The 18,048-nt window shown below is 58.4% G+C and carries 19 protein-coding genes; 8 read left to right on the forward strand and 11 right to left on the reverse strand.

The genetic code is table 11. From position 1 onward, the window contains the following. Positions 1–17: 17 nt before the first annotated feature. From gsiB to gsiD, 3 genes are read left to right on the forward strand one after another with little or no spacing between them, the layout of a single operon-like run. The gene (gene gsiB / locus AC2TE5_RS06905; protein WP_484612897.1) at positions 18–1,556 is read left to right on the forward strand and encodes a glutathione ABC transporter substrate-binding protein GsiB; all 1,539 of its coding nucleotides are present in this window, start codon (positions 18–20) and stop codon (positions 1,554–1,556) included. Between the two features lie 5 nt (positions 1,557–1,561). Next, positions 1,562–2,482 (forward strand): glutathione ABC transporter permease GsiC, encoded by a 921-nt coding sequence (gene gsiC / locus AC2TE5_RS06910; protein WP_116343413.1) that lies wholly within the window; start codon positions 1,562–1,564, stop codon positions 2,480–2,482. 1 nt (position 2,483) lies between these two features. Next, positions 2,484–3,395 (forward strand): glutathione ABC transporter permease GsiD, encoded by a 912-nt coding sequence (gene gsiD, locus AC2TE5_RS06915; protein WP_024908682.1) that lies wholly within the window; start codon positions 2,484–2,486, stop codon positions 3,393–3,395. Positions 3,396–3,458: 63 nt separating this feature from the next. Here gsiD and rimO read toward each other — a convergent pair whose 3' ends face one another. Further along, complete coding sequence (gene rimO / locus AC2TE5_RS06920; protein ID WP_484612898.1) at positions 3,459–4,784, reverse strand: 30S ribosomal protein S12 methylthiotransferase RimO; 1,326 nt, start codon at positions 4,782–4,784, stop codon at positions 3,459–3,461. Between the two features lie 216 nt (positions 4,785–5,000). On the opposite strand from rimO, the gene bssR reads away from it, so the two are divergent. Together bssR and AC2TE5_RS06930 are read left to right on the forward strand one after the other, a co-directional pair. Beyond that, entirely contained in the window at positions 5,001–5,384 is a 384-nt protein-coding gene (gene bssR / locus AC2TE5_RS06925; protein WP_023310914.1) for a biofilm formation regulator BssR, read from the forward strand. A 107-nt stretch (positions 5,385–5,491) separates the two neighbouring features. Next, positions 5,492–6,610 carry a PQQ-dependent sugar dehydrogenase gene (locus tag AC2TE5_RS06930; protein WP_484612899.1) on the forward strand — a complete coding sequence of 373 codons (1,119 nt, stop codon included), beginning with the start codon at positions 5,492–5,494 and terminating at the stop codon, positions 6,608–6,610. On the opposite strand, the gene AC2TE5_RS06935 is transcribed toward AC2TE5_RS06930, so the two are convergent. After that, positions 6,611–7,237, reverse strand: a complete 627-nt coding sequence (locus AC2TE5_RS06935) for a glutathione S-transferase family protein (protein WP_121425685.1) — start codon at positions 7,235–7,237, stop codon at positions 6,611–6,613. A gap of 240 nt (positions 7,238–7,477) precedes the next feature. Here AC2TE5_RS06935 and dacC point away from each other — a divergent pair, with 240 nt between their 5' ends. Beyond that, complete coding sequence (gene dacC / locus AC2TE5_RS06940) at positions 7,478–8,683, forward strand: serine-type D-Ala-D-Ala carboxypeptidase (protein WP_484612900.1); 1,206 nt, start codon at positions 7,478–7,480, stop codon at positions 8,681–8,683. A gap of 67 nt (positions 8,684–8,750) precedes the next feature. Here dacC and deoR read toward each other — a convergent pair whose 3' ends face one another. From deoR to AC2TE5_RS06955, 3 genes are all read right to left on the reverse strand, one after another. After that, the gene (gene deoR, locus AC2TE5_RS06945) at positions 8,751–9,509 is read right to left on the reverse strand and encodes a DNA-binding transcriptional repressor DeoR (RefSeq protein ID WP_008503427.1); all 759 of its coding nucleotides are present in this window, start codon (positions 9,507–9,509) and stop codon (positions 8,751–8,753) included. Between the two features lie 67 nt (positions 9,510–9,576). After that, complete coding sequence (ybjG, locus tag AC2TE5_RS06950) at positions 9,577–10,185, reverse strand: undecaprenyl-diphosphate phosphatase (protein ID WP_484612901.1); 609 nt, start codon at positions 10,183–10,185, stop codon at positions 9,577–9,579. Between the two features lie 7 nt (positions 10,186–10,192). Then, on the reverse strand, positions 10,193–10,921 hold the full coding sequence (locus AC2TE5_RS06955; RefSeq protein WP_339276906.1) for a phosphatase PAP2 family protein: 729 nt from the start codon (positions 10,919–10,921) through the stop codon (positions 10,193–10,195). 168 nt (positions 10,922–11,089) lie between these two features. Here AC2TE5_RS06955 and AC2TE5_RS06960 point away from each other — a divergent pair, with 168 nt between their 5' ends. Continuing rightward, positions 11,090–12,322: an MFS transporter gene (locus AC2TE5_RS06960; RefSeq protein ID WP_257258240.1), complete on the forward strand. Its 1,233-nt coding sequence runs from the start codon at positions 11,090–11,092 to the stop codon at positions 12,320–12,322. A gap of 91 nt (positions 12,323–12,413) precedes the next feature. Here the strand turns inward: AC2TE5_RS06960 and AC2TE5_RS06965 are convergent, their stop codons facing one another. Together AC2TE5_RS06965 and AC2TE5_RS06970 are read right to left on the reverse strand one after the other, a co-directional pair. Then, entirely contained in the window at positions 12,414–13,226 is an 813-nt protein-coding gene (locus AC2TE5_RS06965) for a Cof-type HAD-IIB family hydrolase (RefSeq protein WP_407597885.1), read from the reverse strand. Next, a complete protein-coding gene (locus AC2TE5_RS06970; RefSeq protein ID WP_484612902.1) occupies positions 13,216–14,430 on the reverse strand; it encodes an MFS transporter in 1,215 nt (404 codons plus the stop codon). Before AC2TE5_RS06970 ends, AC2TE5_RS06965 begins: the two co-directional genes overlap by 11 nt. A gap of 81 nt (positions 14,431–14,511) precedes the next feature. On the opposite strand from AC2TE5_RS06970, the gene AC2TE5_RS06975 reads away from it, so the two are divergent. Continuing rightward, positions 14,512–15,063 (forward strand): TetR/AcrR family transcriptional regulator, encoded by a 552-nt coding sequence (locus tag AC2TE5_RS06975; RefSeq protein ID WP_047061468.1) that lies wholly within the window; start codon positions 14,512–14,514, stop codon positions 15,061–15,063. Here the strand turns inward: AC2TE5_RS06975 and AC2TE5_RS06980 are convergent. The 4 genes from AC2TE5_RS06980 to AC2TE5_RS06995 form a co-directional block, all read right to left on the reverse strand. Further along, positions 15,060–15,830, reverse strand: coding sequence for an SDR family NAD(P)-dependent oxidoreductase (locus tag AC2TE5_RS06980; protein ID WP_484612903.1), 771 nt, complete (start codon positions 15,828–15,830; stop codon positions 15,060–15,062). The two genes, AC2TE5_RS06975 and AC2TE5_RS06980, sit on opposite strands and share 4 nt — an antisense overlap. 118 nt (positions 15,831–15,948) lie before the next feature. Next, a complete protein-coding gene (gene arsC, locus AC2TE5_RS06985) occupies positions 15,949–16,380 on the reverse strand; it encodes a glutaredoxin-dependent arsenate reductase (RefSeq protein ID WP_484612904.1) in 432 nt (143 codons plus the stop codon). A 12-nt stretch (positions 16,381–16,392) separates the two neighbouring features. After that, positions 16,393–17,682, reverse strand: coding sequence for an arsenic transporter (locus AC2TE5_RS06990; RefSeq protein WP_484612905.1), 1,290 nt, complete (start codon positions 17,680–17,682; stop codon positions 16,393–16,395). A 40-nt stretch (positions 17,683–17,722) separates the two neighbouring features. Then, positions 17,723–18,043 (reverse strand): metalloregulator ArsR/SmtB family transcription factor, encoded by a 321-nt coding sequence (locus AC2TE5_RS06995; RefSeq protein ID WP_484612906.1) that lies wholly within the window; start codon positions 18,041–18,043, stop codon positions 17,723–17,725. Between the last annotated feature and the right edge of the window lie 5 nt (positions 18,044–18,048).

Raw genomic sequence — 18,048 nt, forward strand, 5'->3', positions numbered from 1 at the left:
ACAGGCAGGAGAACAGAATGGTTACATTTGTAGCGCGTAGATGGTTGTTAGCCGCGAGCGTGACGGCAGCCTTGGCCGCTGCCCCCGCGTTCGCTGCCAAAGATGTGGTGGTTGCCGTCGGCTCGAATTTCACCACGCTCGATCCGTATGACGCCAACGATACGCTCTCTCAGGCGGTGGCGAAATCGTTCTATCAGGGCCTTTTCGGCCTGGATAAAGAGATGAAGCTCAAAAACGTGCTGGCGGAGGGGTACACCGTGTCCGACGACGGGCTGGTGTATACCATTAAGCTCAGAACCGGCGTGAAGTTCCAGGATGGGACAGATTTCAATGCGGAGGCGGTGAAGGTTAACCTCGATCGCGCCAGCAATCCGGAAAATAGCCTCAAGCGCTATAACCTGTATAAAAATATCGCCAGCACCGAGGTGGTCGACCCGGCGACGGTAAAAATCACCCTGAAAGAGCCGTTCTCCGCGTTTATCAATATTCTGGCGCATCCGGCAACGGCGATGATTTCCCCTGCCGCGCTGAAGAAATACGGCAAGGAGATCGGCTTCCACCCTGTTGGCACCGGCCCTTACGAACTGCTCACCTGGAACCAGACCGATTTTGTGAAGGTGAAGAAATTCGCCGGATACTGGCAGCAGGGCTTGCCGAAGCTCGATACCATTACCTGGCGTCCGGTGGTGGACAACAACACCCGCGCGGCGATGCTGCAAACCGGCGAGGCGCAGTTTGCCTTCCCGATCCCATATGAGCAGGCCGCCATTTTGCAGAAAAACAGCAAGCTGGAGCTGGTCGCCAGCCCGTCGATCATGCAGCGCTACATCAGCATGAACGTCACGCAAAAGCCGTTCGATAACCCGAAGGTGCGTGAGGCCATCAACTACGCCATTAACCGTCAGGCATTGGTGAAGGTTGCCTTTGCGGGCTATGCCACCCCGGCGACCGGCGTGCTGCCGCCGGCAATCGCCTATGCGCAAAGCTATCAGCCGTGGCCGTACGATCCGGCCAAAGCGCGCGAGCTGCTGAAAGAGGCGGGCTTCCCGAACGGTTTCAGCACCACGCTGTGGTCGTCGCATAAGCACAGCACCGCCCAGAAGGTGCTGCAGTTTACCCAGCAGCAGCTGGCGCAGGTCGGCATCAAGGCGCAGGTGACCGCGATGGATGCCGGACAGCGTGCGGCAGAAGTGGAGGGGAAAGGGCAGAAAGAGAGCGGGGTGCGGATGTTCTATACCGGCTGGACGGCCTCGACCGGTGAAGCCGACTGGGCGCTGTCGCCGCTGTTCGCCTCGCAGAACTGGCCGCCAACCCTGTTCAACACCGCGTTTTACAGCAATCCGCAGGTGGACAAAGACCTGGCCGATGCCCTGAAAACCACCAAACCGGAAGAGAAAGCGCGCCTCTACAAAGACGCGCAGGATATTATCTGGAAAGAGTCACCGTGGGTGCCGCTGGTGGTGGAGAAACTGGTGTCAGCCCATAACAAAGCGTTGACCGGGTTCTACATCATGCCGGACACGGGCTTTAGCTTTGACGATGCGGATTTAAAATAAACCTCATGCTGAATTATGTTTGTAAACGCCTGCTGGGGCTTATTCCGACGCTGCTGATTGTGGCGGTCCTGGTATTTCTGTTTGTCCATATGCTGCCGGGCGATCCGGCGCGTCTGGTTGCCGGGCCTGAAGCGGATGCCACCGTTATTGACCTGGTGCGTAAGCAGCTTGGCCTCGACCAGCCGCTGTATATGCAGTTCATCCATTACATTTGCAACGTTCTGCAGGGCGATTTTGGTATTTCGATGGTGTCGCGCCGTCCGGTGTCGGAGGAGATTGCCAGCCGCTTTATGCCGACGTTCTGGTTAACGATCGCCAGCATGAGCTGGGCGGTGGTGTTTGGGCTTGGCGCCGGAATTGTCGCGGCCGTCTGGCGCAACCGCTGGCCGGACAAGCTCGGCATGGCGCTGGCGGTGACCGGCATCTCCTTCCCGGCGTTCGCGCTGGGGATGCTGCTGATGCAGATCTTCTCCGTCGAGCTGGGCTGGCTGCCGACCGTCGGGGCCGATACCTGGAAGCATTACATCCTGCCTTCCATGACGCTGGGGGCTGCCGTTTCGGCGGTGATGGCCCGCTTTACCCGCGCCTCGTTCGTTGACGTGCTGAGCGAAGATTATATTCGCACCGCGCGGGCGAAAGGGGTCAGCGAGAAGTGGGTCATTCTCAAGCACGGCTTTCGCAATGCGATGATTCCGGTGGTGACGATGATGGGGCTGCAGTTTGGCTTCCTGCTGGGCGGCTCTATCGTCGTGGAAAAGGTCTTCAACTGGCCGGGCCTGGGACGCCTGCTGGTCGATTCCGTCGAGATGCGCGACTACCCGGTGATTCAGGCGGAAGTCCTGCTTTTCTCGCTGGAGTTTATTCTTATCAACTTAGTGGTGGACGTGCTCTACGCCGCCATTAACCCGGCCATCAGGTACAAGTAAGATGCGATTGTTGAACTGGCGACGTCAGGCCGTTTTAAACGCGATGCCGGGGCTAAAACCGGACCACGTCCGCACCCCGTGGTCTGAATTCTGGCGGCGTTTTCGCCGCCAGCCGGTCGCGATGACCGCGGGGCTGTTTGTGCTGCTGCTGATTGCGGTGGCGGTGATTGCGCCGTGGGTGGCGCCGTTTGATGCGGAAAACTATTTTGACTACGACCGTCTGAACGACGGACCGTCGATGCTGCACTGGTTTGGCGTGGACTCCCTCGGGCGCGATATCTTTAGCCGCGTGCTGGTGGGGGCGCAGATCTCGCTTGCCGCCGGGGTGTTCGCGGTGCTGATCGGCGCGGCCATCGGCACCGTGCTGGGTCTCGTTGCCGGGTATTACGAAGGCTGGTGGGACCGCATCATCATGCGTATCTGCGACGTGCTGTTTGCTTTCCCCGGCATTTTGCTGGCGATTGCCGTGGTGGCGATCATGGGGAGCGGCATGGCGAACGTCATCATTGCGGTCGCGGTCTTTTCGATACCGGCGTTTGCTCGTCTGGTGCGCGGCAACACGCTGGTGCTGAAACAGCAGACCTTTATCGAATCCGCCCGCAGTATGGGAGCCAGCGACGCCACGATCCTGTTCAGCCATATTCTGCCGGGTACGGTGTCGTCCATCGTGGTCTATTTCACCATGCGCATCGGCGTGTCGATTATCTCGGCGGCCAGCCTGTCGTTTCTGGGGTTAGGGGCACAGCCGCCAACGCCGGAGTGGGGCGCGATGCTGAACGAGGCGAGGGCGGATATGGTAATTGCACCGCACGTGGCGATCTTCCCGAGTCTGGCGATTTTTCTGACCGTGCTGGCGTTTAACCTGCTGGGGGACGGGCTGCGCGACGCGCTGGATCCGAGGATTAAGGGGTAGTGCAGTGAAATGTGCCGGGCGGCGGCTACGCCTTACCCGGCCTACAAAAGCGGAGTGGGGGGATTAAACCCGGCTACCCCACAGGTCATACTCATCCGCGTTTTCAACCTTCACGCGAATAATATCACCCGGCTTAACGCTGGTTTCGCCGTTCAGGTACACCGCGCCGTCGATTTCAGGGGCGTCCGCCATGCTGCGGCCAATCGCGCCTTCTTCGTCCACTTCGTCAACGATCACCATGATCTCGCGGCCCACTTTTTCCTGCAGACGCTCGGCAGAGATCTGCTGCTGCAGCTGCATGAAGCGGTTCCAGCGCTCTTCTTTCACCTCTTCCGGCAACTGGTCCGCCAGCTCGTTGGCGGTAGCGCCTTCTACCGGGCTGTACTTGAAGCAGCCTACGCGGTCCAGACGGGCTTCTTTGAGGAAGTCGAGCAGCATCTGGAAGTCTTCTTCGGTTTCACCCGGGAAGCCGACGATGAAGGTGGAGCGCAGGGTCAGATCCGGACAGATCTCGCGCCACTGCTTGATGCGCGCCAGCTGGCGATCAACGGAGCCAGGACGCTTCATCAGCTTCAGGATACGCGGGCTGGCGTGCTGCAGCGGGATATCCAGGTACGGCAGAATTTTGCCTTCCGCCATCAGCGGGATCACATCGTCAACGTGCGGGTACGGGTAGACGTAGTGCAGACGCGTCCAGATACCGAGCTTGGACAGCTGCTCGCACAGGCCCACCATGCTGGTTTTCACCGGCTCGCCGTTGTGGAAACCGGAGCGGTGCTTAACGTCCACGCCGTAAGCTGAAGTGTCCTGGGAGATGACCAGCAGCTCCTTCACGCCCGCGTCGGCCAGACGTTTAGCTTCCGCCAGCACTTCGCCAATCGGACGGCTCACCAGATCGCCACGCATGGACGGGATGATGCAGAAGGTGCAGCGATGGTTGCAGCCTTCGGAAATTTTTAAGTAAGCGTAGTGGCGCGGCGTCAGCTTCACGCCCTGTTCCGGCACCAGGCTCAGGAACGGGTTGTGCTTTGGTTTTGGCACGTAGTGATGAACATGTTCCAGCACCTGCTCGTAGCTGTGCGGACCGGTGATCTCCAGCACCTTCGGGTGCACTTCGCGGATCTGGTCTTCTTTCGCGCCCAGACAGCCGGTAACAATCACTTTGCCGTTTTCCGTCAGGGCTTCACCGATGGCTTCCAGTGACTCCTGAACCGCGCTGTCGATAAACCCGCAGGTGTTAACGATCACCATATCGGCGTTGTCGTAGCTTGGCACCACGTCATAGCCCTCGGTGCGCAGTTCAGTCAGGATGCGTTCTGAATCCACCAGGTTTTTCGGGCAGCCCAGGGAGACGAAGCCGATTTTCGGCTGGTGCGTAACATTGCTCATAGGTTAAAAATTCATCAATTATGGAGTTATCAGGGCGGGATTTTACAGCGTATCGCGGGGGATTTATACACTCTTTGCAAGGCGGATGCGCCGGTCAGAGGTTGTAACATTGTAAATAATGTTAATCAGTTAATAAAAATTGATCCCAGGCATTAAACTGTACAAAAAATGTACTTATCCTGAATATGCACAATGGCTGACAGAGGAGGAAAGAGCATGACCGTTGACAGACTAAAACGCGATCTGCTTAACAAGCTGATCAACGCCCGAATCGACCTGGCCGCGTACCTGCAGTTGAGGAAGGCAAAAGGGTATATGTCAGTCAGCGAAAGCGAACATCTGCGTGATAACCTGTTTGAACTTTGCAATTTCATGCGTGAAAAAGCACCGACCCTGAAGGCGAAATACGGCGAAAGTGAGCTAATCGCCCTGCGCCGCGCCGCTGAGGTGCTCTCCATCGCTGGGGTATGTTTGATGAATGGACGCCACGACTGCCCGAATTTTATCGCTGTTAACGCGGAGAAGCTTGAAAACTGCCTGACCACGCTCTCTCTATGCATCATGTGCCTGAACGAGCACGAGAAGCTTGAACAGCACTGAGCCCAGGGGGAGGCAACTCCCCCTTCTGATTAAGCTTTTGTAAAAGTGGTAACACGCCCGGATGCAGTGGCTAACCTTTATGCCATATGCCGATAAAGGAGCGCGTTATGCCTCGATCCTCGCTAATTTCCCTGCCTGCGTTGTTCATTCCGTTTTCGCTTCTTGCTGCCCCAGAGGCGGTTAAGGTCGAGGTGCTGCAAAATAAACTCGATCACCCCTGGTCCCTGGCGTTTCTGCCGGACAATAAAGGCCTGCTGGTGACCCTGAAGGGCGGTCAGCTCAAACGCTGGCAGGCAGGAAAAGGGCTGTCCGATCCGATTGTCGGCGTGCCGAAGGTCTGGGCAAACGGTCAGGGAGGATTGCTGGACGTGGTCCTCGCCCCGGATTTTGAACAATCGCGCCGCATCTGGCTGAGCTTCGCCGAAGCAGGGAGCGACGGCAAGGCCGGAACGGCGGTGGGCTATGGCCGATTGAGCGACGATCTGACGCGGATTGAAGCCTTCCAGGTGGTGTTCCGCCAGATGCCGAAACTCTCGACCGGAAACCATTTTGGCGGGCGACTGGTGTTCGACGGCAAAGGCGCGCTCTTTATCGGACTCGGCGAGAACAACCAGCGTCCGACGGCGCAGGATCTGGATAAATTGCAGGGTAAAGTCGTGCGCCTCACCGAAGACGGGAAAGTGCCGCCGGATAACCCCTTTGTGAATACCCCCGGCGCGCGACCCGAAATCTGGTCCTACGGCATTCGCAACCCGCAGGGGATGGCGATGAACCCCTGGAGCGACACGCTGTGGCTGAACGAGCACGGCCCGCGCGGCGGGGATGAGATCAACATCCCGGAGAAAGGAAAGAACTACGGCTGGCCGCTGGCGACGCACGGCATTAACTACAGCGGTCTGAAAATTCCTGAAGCTAAAGGCGAGCACGTTGAGGGAACCGAAAAACCGCTGTTCGTCTGGAAAGTGTCCCCTGCCGTGAGCGGCATGGCGTTCTACAACAGCGACGCTTTCCCGCAGTGGAAAAACAAGCTGTTTATCGGGGCGCTGAAGGAAAAGGACGTGATCGTGCTGAGCGTGGAGGGCAATAAGGTGACGGAAGACGGGCGAATCCTGGGCGACCGGAATCAACGTATTCGTGATGTGCGGGTGGGGCCGGACGGCTATTTATATGTACTGACCGACGAGACGGACGGGCAGCTGTTAAAAGTCAGCCCGTCCGGTGCGTAATCAGGTGACCGGGATCATCACCACGTTGCGGTATGCCGGTCGATCGCTCAGCTGTTTTAGCCAGCGCTCAAGGTGAGGGCGCGGCGTCCACTTCAGGCCCATATTGGTCAGGTTCCAGACGAACGGCGCCACGGCGATATCGCCTGTACCGAAGGCCTCACCGGAGAACCAGGCGTGCTTCGCCAGTTCGTCATCCATCATCGCAAACAGGTTTTCGCACGCATCCTGAGCGGCATGAATGGCCGGATAGTCGCGCTCGGCTTCCGGCGTACGGATAAGCCCCATCAGGATCACGCGGTGGGTAGGCGAAAGCGTCTGGTTCGCCCAGTCCATCCACTTTTCGCCCTGAGCGCGCCGGGCCGGGCTCTCTACCCACAGGCGGCCCTGACCGTACTGGGCGGCGAGGTAACGGACAATGGTGTTGGACTCCCAAAGCGTCGCGTCTGTTTCATCATCGCGCAGCAGCGGCACCAGGCCGTTCGGGTTCATGGCCAGATAGTCGGCCTCTTTGTTTACGCCGAACGACATGCCAGCCATGATTTGATTGAACGGTAAATCCAGCTCCTCGAGCGTCCAGAGCACTTTCTTAACGTTGGTCGAGTTGTTCCTGCCCCAAAGCGTAATCATATTTACTCCTGATGAGATGTGAATCCGGGTCAGCTTTCGCCATGGTGAGATAAACCTAACAATTACGCAACAGAAGACAAAAAAATCGTCTGAATCAAAGCGTATCTGAATGTTATTGCATAAACTTTAATAACTTTACCCTCGTTGGGTTTCTTTAACCGTTTTAGTGCGCTATTACTCATCGCTTCTTGCGACACGGTGATGTGACGTAATTTTTGAATGGACACTCGGGTGGCATTTATGACGCGTAAAATGACTTCTCTGCGCAGCCTTGCGACAGGCTCTGCGCTCCTTTTCCTGTTTGCACCAACTCTCTATGCAGCTGAACAGGCTGCGCCCGAAGCGCCGCCTGTGGATGCGCGCGCCTGGATCCTGATGGACTATTCCAGCGGTAAAGTGCTGGCGGAAGGGAATGCGGATGAGAAACTCGATCCGGCAAGCCTGACCAAAATCATGACCAGCTACGTGGTAGGCCAGGCGCTGAAAGCGGGCAAGATCAAGCTGGACGATATGGTCACCATCGGGAAGGATGCCTGGGCCACCGGCAACCCGGCGCTGCGCGGGTCTTCCGTGATGTTCCTGAAGCCAGGGGATCAGGTCTCCGTTTCCGATCTGAACAAAGGGGTAATTATTCAGTCGGGAAATGATGCGTGCATCGCGCTGGCCGATTACGTTGCCGGCAGTCAGGATTCTTTCATTGGCTTGATGAATGGCTATGCGCAGAAGTTGGGCTTAACCAACACCACGTTCAAAACGGTTCACGGTCTGGATTCGCCGGGACAGTTCAGTACCGCGCGCGACATGGCGATGCTGGGGAAAGCGCTGATCCACGACGTGCCGGATGAATACGCCATCCATAAAGAGAAAGAGTTTACCTTCAATAAAATCCGCCAGCCGAACCGCAACCGCCTGCTGTGGAGCAGCAACGTTAACGTGGACGGAATGAAAACCGGCACCACGGCGGGCGCAGGCTATAACCTGGTGGCCTCCGCGACCCAGGGCGACATGCGCCTGATTTCGGTGGTGCTGGGCACCAAAACCGACCGTATTCGCTTTAATGAGTCAGAAAAACTGCTGACCTGGGGCTTCCGCTTCTATGAAACCGTGACGCCGATTAAACCGGATGCCACGTTCGTCAGCCAGCGCGTCTGGTTCGGTGACAAGAGCGAAGTGAATCTGGGCGCCGGTGAAGGCGGCTCTGTGACCATTCCGCGCGGTCAGCTGAAAAACCTGAAGGCCAGCTTTACCCTGACCGACCCGCAGCTCACGGCTCCGCTGAAAAAAGGCCAGGTGGTCGGGACGATTGATTTCCAGCTAAACGGTAAGTCGATTGAACAGCGTCCGCTGATTGTGATGGAAGCGGTGGAAGAGGGCGGCTTCTTCAGCCGGATGTGGGATTTCGTTATGATGAAATTCCACGGGTGGTTTGGCAGCTGGTTTAGCTAAACCTTATGGATTTTCTCCCTCTCCCTGTGGGAGAGGGCCGGGGTGAGGGCATCAGGCCGCACCCCTCTTAATACATCAACTTCACCTGCTGCGCCTTCGCATGGGCCACGATCTCGTCGTCCGGGCGGCAGTCGCTGACGATGGCATCGAACTGCGCCAGCTCGCCCATTCTCGCCGAACGCACCTTGCCAAACTTGCTGTGATCGACCACCAGCACATGATACTGCGCCGCGCTTAACGCCCAGTGCTTCACCGGCAGCTCTTCCAGATTAAAGCAGGTCGCGCCCTGACGCACGTTGACGCCTGCGGCGGAATAAAACGCGATATCCGGGCAGAGATTGCTGAGCGTGTCCTGCAGGTTAAGCGGCTTAAAGATGGCGTTGCTGGCGTGAAATTCACCGCCGCAGAGGATCACCCGGCACTCGGGTTTCTCCTGAAGCGCCAGAAAGGTGTTCAGGGAATAGCACACGGCGGTGAAAGGGATGCTGCTGTCGATGGCTTCGATAATCCACGGCGTGGTCGTTCCGCAGTCAAAAAACAGCGTCTGGTGCGGCTGTACCAGTGAGGCCGCAAGCCGTGCGGCTTTGCGTTTCTCTTCCACCAGGCGCGTCTTCTGGTCGCTGATCAGGTAATGGCTGGCGCTACGCGGCTCAAGCACAATATACCCGCCCAGCAGCACGACGGGCGCGCTTTCGCTGTTTAGATCCCGACGAATGGTCATCTCTGAGACGCCGAGGAGGTTGGCGGCTTCCTTAAGATGCAGCTTATCGCTGCGCTTCAGCGCCTGTAGCAGCTGAGCAATGCGGTCATCGCGACGTGTTTCCATAGTTCCTCGGGATAAAAAAGTGAACCCCCGCAGGGCGGGGGTTCAAGTGTAACCTGTCAGGTTGGGGTTAGTCACGTATCCAGCCTTTGCGGATCGGGATAGCGAAAATGGCGCGATAGAGTGAAGACAGCGTGCGGTAGAGCGCTTCACCGAAGAGGCTCCACAGGATAGCCGCGCTCACGCAGCCAATCAGCCCGACCAGGAAACCGCCCACCATATCCAGCGGCCAGTGAACGCCGAGGTAAATGCGAGACCAGGCGATTGCCAGGGCCGCCACCATCAGGACCGCACCGGACCACAGGCGATGCCAGAACAGGAACGCCAGCGCGAAGGTGAAGATCACCGTACCGTGATCGCTCGGGAACGAGTCATCCGGCGCGTGGTGCAGGAAGGTATAGCCCACGTGAGCCACAAAAGGACGGGGGTGTGGGAACACATGACCCAGTGCGAAACTGACCAGAATGCTCACGCCCAGCGCCATCGCCACTTTGATCACCAGCTGGCGGTGTGCCTTCACCTGGCTGCGGGGGCCCCACAGCCAGAGAATCGCAGCCAGTGCAGGCACGATACTAATCAGATCCTTTGCCAGGAAGGTAGCAAAATCGATCGTCCACTCAGGCGAGGCCGGCGTGGCGTTGATCAGATAAAACAGCTGATAATTCAGATTCTCTAACATAGCGTTATCACTCTTTAGCAAACCGGGTGGAAACAAGCCCGTAGACCACCACCTGGGAAAACCAGACCCACCACCCGGCCCACAGGTTGTGAGAGAAAAAATGCGCCCCGCGCATGACCTGGCCGTAGCCCATCGCCAGACCTAACACCACGCCCAGCGCGACGAAGCACCAGGCAAGACGCGGACGCTCGCGCCAGAAGGCAAAAAACAGCCCCATCACCATAAAGCCGCTGGAGGCGTGACCGCCGGGGAAACAGCGCCCCGGACCACTGTCAGCAGGGACGGCGCTGAACAGGGGATAAGACATAGCCTTACCGCCATATTCCACCAGATCCCACGGGCAGCTGTGATGGCTCACGCTTTTCAGCACGCCCACCACCAGCGCGCCAACGCCCATCAGCAGCGCCGCCGTGACCAGCCTTGCGTTACGCTTGTAGGCGCCGTAAAACAGCGCCACGGCGCCTAAGGCGATGGCAATGTATTTCGCCAGACGGTGGTTCAGTAGATCCAGCAGATGATCTTTCTGCAGCGGAAAGCTCTGCGTTGCCGCGTCATACCAAAAGCCGGTGATCCACCTGTCGAGCGCTTCATTGCGCGATAGCCACGTGAAAAGCACGGCAAGGGCGATCAGTACGAAAAGCTGATAACCATAAAAGCGGGTCGGCAAGCGGTAAAGTCGTTTTGTCTTATTTGTCTGTAAGTTAGACAATTCTGAACGGCTGGAGGTGAGTGCCATAATTTGGGGTCGTTGACGAGTAATGGGGGTATCATAAATCTGTCAAATTAAGGAAACCTTAAACGAAGACGATATGTGCTTTATTTCTGTTTACCCTCGATAAATCACTATCTCGGGCTGCGGCATTTCATTAAACTCGTCGCGATTTTGTCATTATTAAGAGATTGCATGTTAAACCGTTCTTCTTCTGGTTCACGTCTGGGTCGTCAGGCGTTGCTTTTCCCCCTGTGTCTGGTGCTCTACGAATTTTCTACCTATATCGGCAACGATATGATCCAGCCCGGTATGCTGACCGTTGTGGCGCAGTACAACGCGGGAATTGAGTGGGTACCGACCTCCATGACCGCCTATCTGGCCGGCGGCATGTTTTTACAGTGGCTGTTAGGGCCGCTGTCGGATCGTATTGGCCGCCGTCCGGTGATGCTGACGGGCGTGGTGTGGTTTATCGTCACCTGTCTCGCCACGCTGCTGGCGCAAAACATTGAACAATTTACCCTGCTGCGCTTCCTGCAGGGGGTGAGCCTGTGCTTTATCGGCGCCGTGGGGTATGCCGCCATTCAGGAGTCGTTTGAAGAGGCGGTGTGTATCAAGATTACCGCGCTGATGGCGAACGTGGCGCTGATCGCCCCCTTACTCGGGCCGCTGGTGGGGGCCGCGTGGGTGCACGTTGCGCCGTGGGAAGGGATGTTTGTGCTCTTTGCGCTTCTCGCCGCCTTCGCGTTCTTTGGCCTGCACCGTGCGATGCCGGAAACGGCCACCCGCATCGGAGAGAAACTCTCGCTGAAAGAGCTGGGTCGGGATTACAAAGAGGTGCTGAAGAATGGCCGCTTTGTGGCGGGCGCGCTGGCGACCGGGTTCGTTAGCCTGCCGCTGCTGGCGTGGATTGCGCAGTCGCCGGTCATTATCATCAGCGGTGAAAAGCTCAGCAGCTACGAGTATGGCCTGCTGCAGGTGCCGATCTTTGGCGCGCTGATTATCGGGAACCTGGTGCTGGCACGTTTGACGTCACGCCGCACCGTGCGTTCACTGATTATCATGGGCGGCTGGCCGATTGCGGCAGGGCTGATTTTGGCTGCGGTGGCGACCGTCGCGTCATCCCACGCTTATCTGTGGATGACGGCGGGGCTCAGCCTCTATGCCTTCGGAATTGGCGTGGCCAACGCCGGGCTGGTGCGCCTGACGCTGTTTGCCAGCGAGATGAGTAAAGGCACGGTGTCCGCGGCGATGGGGATGCTGCAGATGCTGATTTTTACCGTCGGTATCGAGGTGAGCAAGCATGCCTACGCGATGGGCGGCAACGGGCTGTTCAGCCTGTTTAACCTCGCCAACGGCGCGCTGTGGGTTGGACTGATGGTGGTGTTCCTGAAAGACAAGCGCGTCGGAAACGCCCTGCAACCTTAACCTGTTTATTCCCTCTCCCTGTGGGTGAGCTCGGGACGGTCCCCTCTCCCTGTGGGAGAGGGCCAGGGTGAGGGCACCAGACCGCACGGTATCAGTTAAACGGCGCTTCCCCGTTCAACACCTTCTCAATCACGTTTAAAACGCCTTCATCGTTATTGTGAGGCGCTTCAAAACGCGCCACCGCTTTAATATGCGGTCTGGCATTCGCCATCGCAAAGCTGAACCCGGACTGACGCAGCATCTCCACGTCGTTGCCGCTGTCGCCGAAGGCCACCACTTCGCTGTCGTCAATGCCCCAGCGCTTTTGCAGGATCCGCAGACCGTTGGCTTTATGCACGCCGGGGATGATCAGGTCGATACTGCCGTGACCGGTCGTGACGGGCACCATGATATCGCCTAGCCGTTCATGCAGCAGCGCCTGAATCCGCGGAATTTCATCGTCAGACACGTTAAGTCCGAACTTGAAGAAAATATCGTTCAGGTTGTCAAAATCGCTGACCATTTCGAGACGGTGATAGTACTTCGCCGCGATATCCTTAAAGCCCTCGTCATAGCATTTCAGCGTGTACGCGCTGCTTTTGCCGCAGGCGATGATCTCAATGCCCGGAACGTCGTTTAAGACGTTCGCGACGGTCTCGAAATGGGCTTTCGACAGTTCGCCATTAAAGACATCCTCACCTTCGCTCACGACCCAGCCGCCGTTTTCGGCGACGAAGGCAATTTCATGCGCAATCTCCGGGAAAAAGGAGATCAGCTGGTAGTACTGGTTGCCGCTGGCGACCACGAAGCGAATGCCTTGCGCCTTCATGCGGGCGTACTGCGCCAGAAAGCGCGGCCGATTATAGGTCTTGGCATCGCTCAGAAAAGTACCATCCATGTCGACGGCGATCAGTTTAACGCTCATATCCCTTCTCCAGTGTCGTTTGATTCGTTTCCGGCTTTGCCACCGCGCGCGCCACCAGCGCCGCGATAATGACTAACCCTAACACCACCAGCATGGCGCTGCGCAGCCCGTAGTGCTCGCCGAGGAAGCCGAGCAGCGGCGGCCCGACCAGGAAGGCGAGATAGCCCGTGGTTGCCACCACGCTGACGCGCGTCGGGGCATCCGGGCCGGTGTCGCTGGCGGCTGAAATGGTCAGCGGGAAGCCGAGCGACGCGCCCAGTCCCCAGAGGATCACCGAGACCCCGGCAATCCAGTCCACGTCGACAAAGATGATCATCGCAATACCCAGGCCGCCCAGCAGGGCGCTGGCGCGCACCACCGCCACGCGGCTGTAGCGGTCGATAAACCAGCCGCCGGTGAAGCGACCCACGGTCATCCCCAGCGTAAACCCGGCGTAAATCAGCGAGCCGGAGGTTGGGCTAAAGCCGTGACCGTCTACCATCAGCAGCGGCAGCCAGTCGTTGGCGGAACCTTCCGCGAACGCCATCGCCAGCACCACCACGCCGATCAGCATCAGCTGGAAGTCGCGGTAGAAGGGCAGCCCTTTTTCGGCTGAGTGCTGTTCGTCAGCGGAGTTCTTACCGGTGCCGTCCGGGATCGCCCGGATGCCGGTCAGAATCGGAACGATGCACACCAGCGCCGCCAGCAGGATATGCAGATTCGCGCTCACGCCGGTGGCCGTCAGCGCCATCCCCACGCCCGCACCGGCCAGCGTGCCGAGGCTGTAAAAACCGTGCATCATCGGCAGCACGGTTTTGTTCATCTCACGTTCGACCGCCGCCCCTTCAACGTTGATGGCAACTTCAGCCGAACCGAAGCTGCCGCCAAATACCGTCAGGCCCAGGGCGAACAGCAGCGGCGAGGCAAACCACAGCGCCACGCTCAGTATCCCCATCCCGAACACGGCAACACACATGGTGGTGCGGATCACCGCCCGCGTACCGAAGCGTTTTACCAGCCACGCGGAGCAGAGAATGCCGCTCATGGAGCCTATCGACAGGCCGAACAGCACGATGCCCATCTCAGCGGTAGAAACGGACAAAATATCGCGAATGGCGGGGGTGCGCGTGGCCCAGGAGGCCATCAGCAGACCGGGAATAAAGAAGAACATAAACAGCGCCCACATGCGTAGCTGCAGGGCTTTACGGGGAGAGGTCAGCGTCATTGGGGTAGCACCAGAAGTACAACAATAGCGACAACACTAGCAAGTTTGTGTACATTTGTACACAAACAACGTGAGGAATTTATGAGCAGACCACCGAACGATCCGCATCGGCGGGAGAAGATCCTGCAGGCAACGCTCGATACCATCGCCGAGCACGGTATTCACGCCGTCACGCACCGTAAAATCGCCACCTGCGCGGGCGTGCCGCTGGGGTCGATGACCTACTATTTCGACGGCATGGAGCCGCTGCTGGAGGAGGCCTTCACGTGGTTTACCCGGCAGATGTCGCAGCAGTACCGGGATTTCTTTGCCGGCGTCACCGGGCCGGAAATGGCGTGCGAATCTATCACCACGCTGATCCACAGCTCGCAGGTGACCACGCCGCACAACATGGCGCTGATGTATCAGCTCTACGCCTTTATGCACCGCAGCGCGGCGCTCAAAACGGTGATGCAGGACTGGATGAAGATGAGCCAGACCACGCTGGAGCAGTGGTTCGACCCGGTCACCACCCGCGCGCTGGACGCGTTTATCGAAGGGATGACGCTACACTATGTCACCGACCGGGCGCCGTTAACCCGCGAAGAGATCCGGGCGATGGTGGGCAGGATTGCGGGCGAGAGCGGCCGCTAGGTTGCGCCCGCGGTCATATTGACGGTGGTTCCCGTGATGGCGCCTGCCGCATCTGAGGCCAGAAACGTAATCGTGTCTGCCACCTGTGCCAGCGTAGGCAGGCTATGTGTCAGGGTACTTTGCGCGGCACCGCCGAGAAACTGCTCAACCGTAATCCCCATCGCCTGCGGCTTGGCGGCGAAAATGGTCCCCACATACGAACCCGCCTGCACCGCGTCGGCTATCGCGTGTGAACGCACGCACAGCACGCGAATATTGTGTGTCCCCAGCTCAGCCGCAAGGGCTCGGGTCAAGGCTTCCGTTCCCGCGCAGCCGACGATATGCCCGAGGTGGCCCGCCATTGTCATAGTGGCTGCGGGGGCGACGACGGTAATTATGGTCCCGCCATGCTCGCCGCCCATGCGGGGCGACGCGGCTTTTGCAATGTTAAAGTACGCGGCCAGGAAGGGGTCGAAACCCTGCCTGAACTCGCCGAGCGTTAACGCCTCAAGGCGTTTACCCTGATCGTGCATAAAGCCCGTGGCGTTGACGACGACATCAATGCGGGCAAGATCCGGGAGCTGCGAGGAGTCATCGAGCACATCGAAAATAAACGTGCTGGCAGACCCTCCGGCGGCGCGAATTCGGCTGGCGACCCGCTCCAGCCTGGCGTGGTCGCGCGCGGCGAGGTACACATCCGCCCCTTCACGCGCCAGAGCGTGCGCCGCTGAACTGCCGATGGCGCCGCTGCCGCCGAAGATGACGGCGGTTTTGTTTTTCAAGCCCATACCTGCATACCCTCACCAGGATTAACCCTCAAAAGTATGTGCCGGGTTTCGGCTGTTGCAACTCGGCAGGTGGGCGCGGTATGCGGTTGGCAGGCCTTACTGCGCCATTATCAACGGGTTACTTTGGCGAGATTTTTTTCCCGCTGGCGTCCACCACGGCTTCGCCATCCTCTTTCGTAAACGCCCCTTTCTGCGCATCGAGCAGGATGTCGAGGACGACTTCAGACGGGCGGCACAGGCGGGTACCCAGCGGCGTTACCACGATCGGACGGTTAATCAGGATAGGGTGTTGCAGCATAAAATCGATAAGCTGGTCGTCGGTGAAGCTATCTTCAGCAAGGCCAAGCAGCTCATAGGGCTCCACGTTTTTACGCAGCAGGTCCCGCACCGAAATGCCCATATCGGCAATCAGGGTGGTCAGCTTATCGCGCGACGGCGGGGTTTCCAGATAGAGGATAATCTCTGGCTCCGTGCCGCTGTTGCGGATCATCTCCAGCGTGTTGCGCGAGGTTCCGCAGGCGGGGTTGTGGTAAATGGTGATGTGGCTCATATCATTGGCTCATTACAGTGTGAAGGAGAGACGTAGCGCCAGCGCGGCGAGCGTCACAAACAGGACCGGCAGCGTCATAACGATGCCCGTCCGGAAATAGTAGCCCCAGGTAATCGTCATGTTTTTCTGCGCCAGCACGTGGAGCCAGAGCAGGGTGGCGAGGCTGCCGATAGGCGTGATTTTCGGCCCCAGATCGCAGCCAATCACGTTGGCGTAAATCATCGCTTCCTTTATCAAGCCCGTCGCCGTGCTGCCATCAATGGAGAGCGCGCCAATCAGCACCGTGGGCATATTGTTCATTATGGATGACAGAAACGCGGAGATGAACCCGGTACCCAGCGTGGTGGCCCACAGCCCGTGTCCGGCCAGGCTATCCAGTACGCCTGAGAGATATTCCGTCAGCCCGGCATTGCGCAGGCCATACACCACCAGATACATCCCCAGCGAGAAGATAACGATCTGCCACGGCGCGCCGCGCAGCACTTTCCCGGTGTTTATCGCATGCCCGCGTTTTGCGACAGCGAATAAAATCAGGGCGCCGACGGTTGCTATGGCACTGACCGGAATGCCGAGAGGTTCAAGCACAAAGAAACCGACGAGCAGAAGCAGCAGGACGATCCAGCCCGTTCTGAACGTCGGGAGGTCGTGAATGGCCCGCGCGGGCTCGCGGAGTTTTGCCAGGTCATATTCCGGGGGAATTTCCTTACGGAAGAACAGATGCAGCATCACCAGCGTTGCGCCAATCGCGGCGATATCTACCGGGATCATCACTGAGGCGTATTCGCTGAACCCCAGCTTAAAGAAGTCTGCCGACACGATGTTGACCAGGTTAGACACAATCAGCGGCAGGCTGGCGGTATCGGCGATAAAACCCGCCGCCATTACAAACGCCAGCGTGGCCTGCTTGCTGAACCCCAGCGCCAGCAGCATGGCGATAACGATAGGCGTCAGGATCAGCGCCGCACCGTCATTGGCAAACAGCGCCGCCACGGCTGCGCCCAGCAGCACGATATACGTAAACAGCAATCGTCCACGACCGTTCCCCCAGCGGGCAACGTGCAGCGCCGCCCACTCGAAAAAGCCGGACTCATCCAGCAGCAGGCTGATGATGATGACGGCAATGAACGTTGCCGTGGCGTTCCAGACGATATTCCACACGACAGGTATATCGTTAATGTGAATCACGCCGCTGGCCAGCGCCAGCATGGCGCCAATGCTGGCGCTCCAGCCGATACTGAGCCCTTTGGGCTGCCAGATAACCAGCACCAGCGTAAACAGAAAAATAGCCCCTGCCAGAAACATCGCTTACTCCGTTATATCTGTTTTTGTGAATGTGTTGTTATCAGCACGAGCCTGAAAGTCGGTTTTTAAGCTTCATGCGCGTCTCTTCCCGCAGGCAGTTCCAGCTGGTGTCGATAACGGTTGCCGCCCACGCAGGCATGTTGGGAGAGAGACGGTAATGGACCCATTTCCCCTCGCGACGATCGATAACCAGCCCGGACTCGCGCAGCAGCGCCATGTGGCGTGAGACCTTAGGCTGCGACTCGGTGGTCGCGGCGCAGAGATCGCAGACGCACAGTTCGCCGGCTTCACGGAGCAGCATGACGATGGCGAGCCGCGTTTCGTCGGAGAGGGTTTTGAAGAGCTGGAGTGGGTGGAGCATGGGTG

The organism is Enterobacter sp. N5-15 (assembly GCF_057221635.1).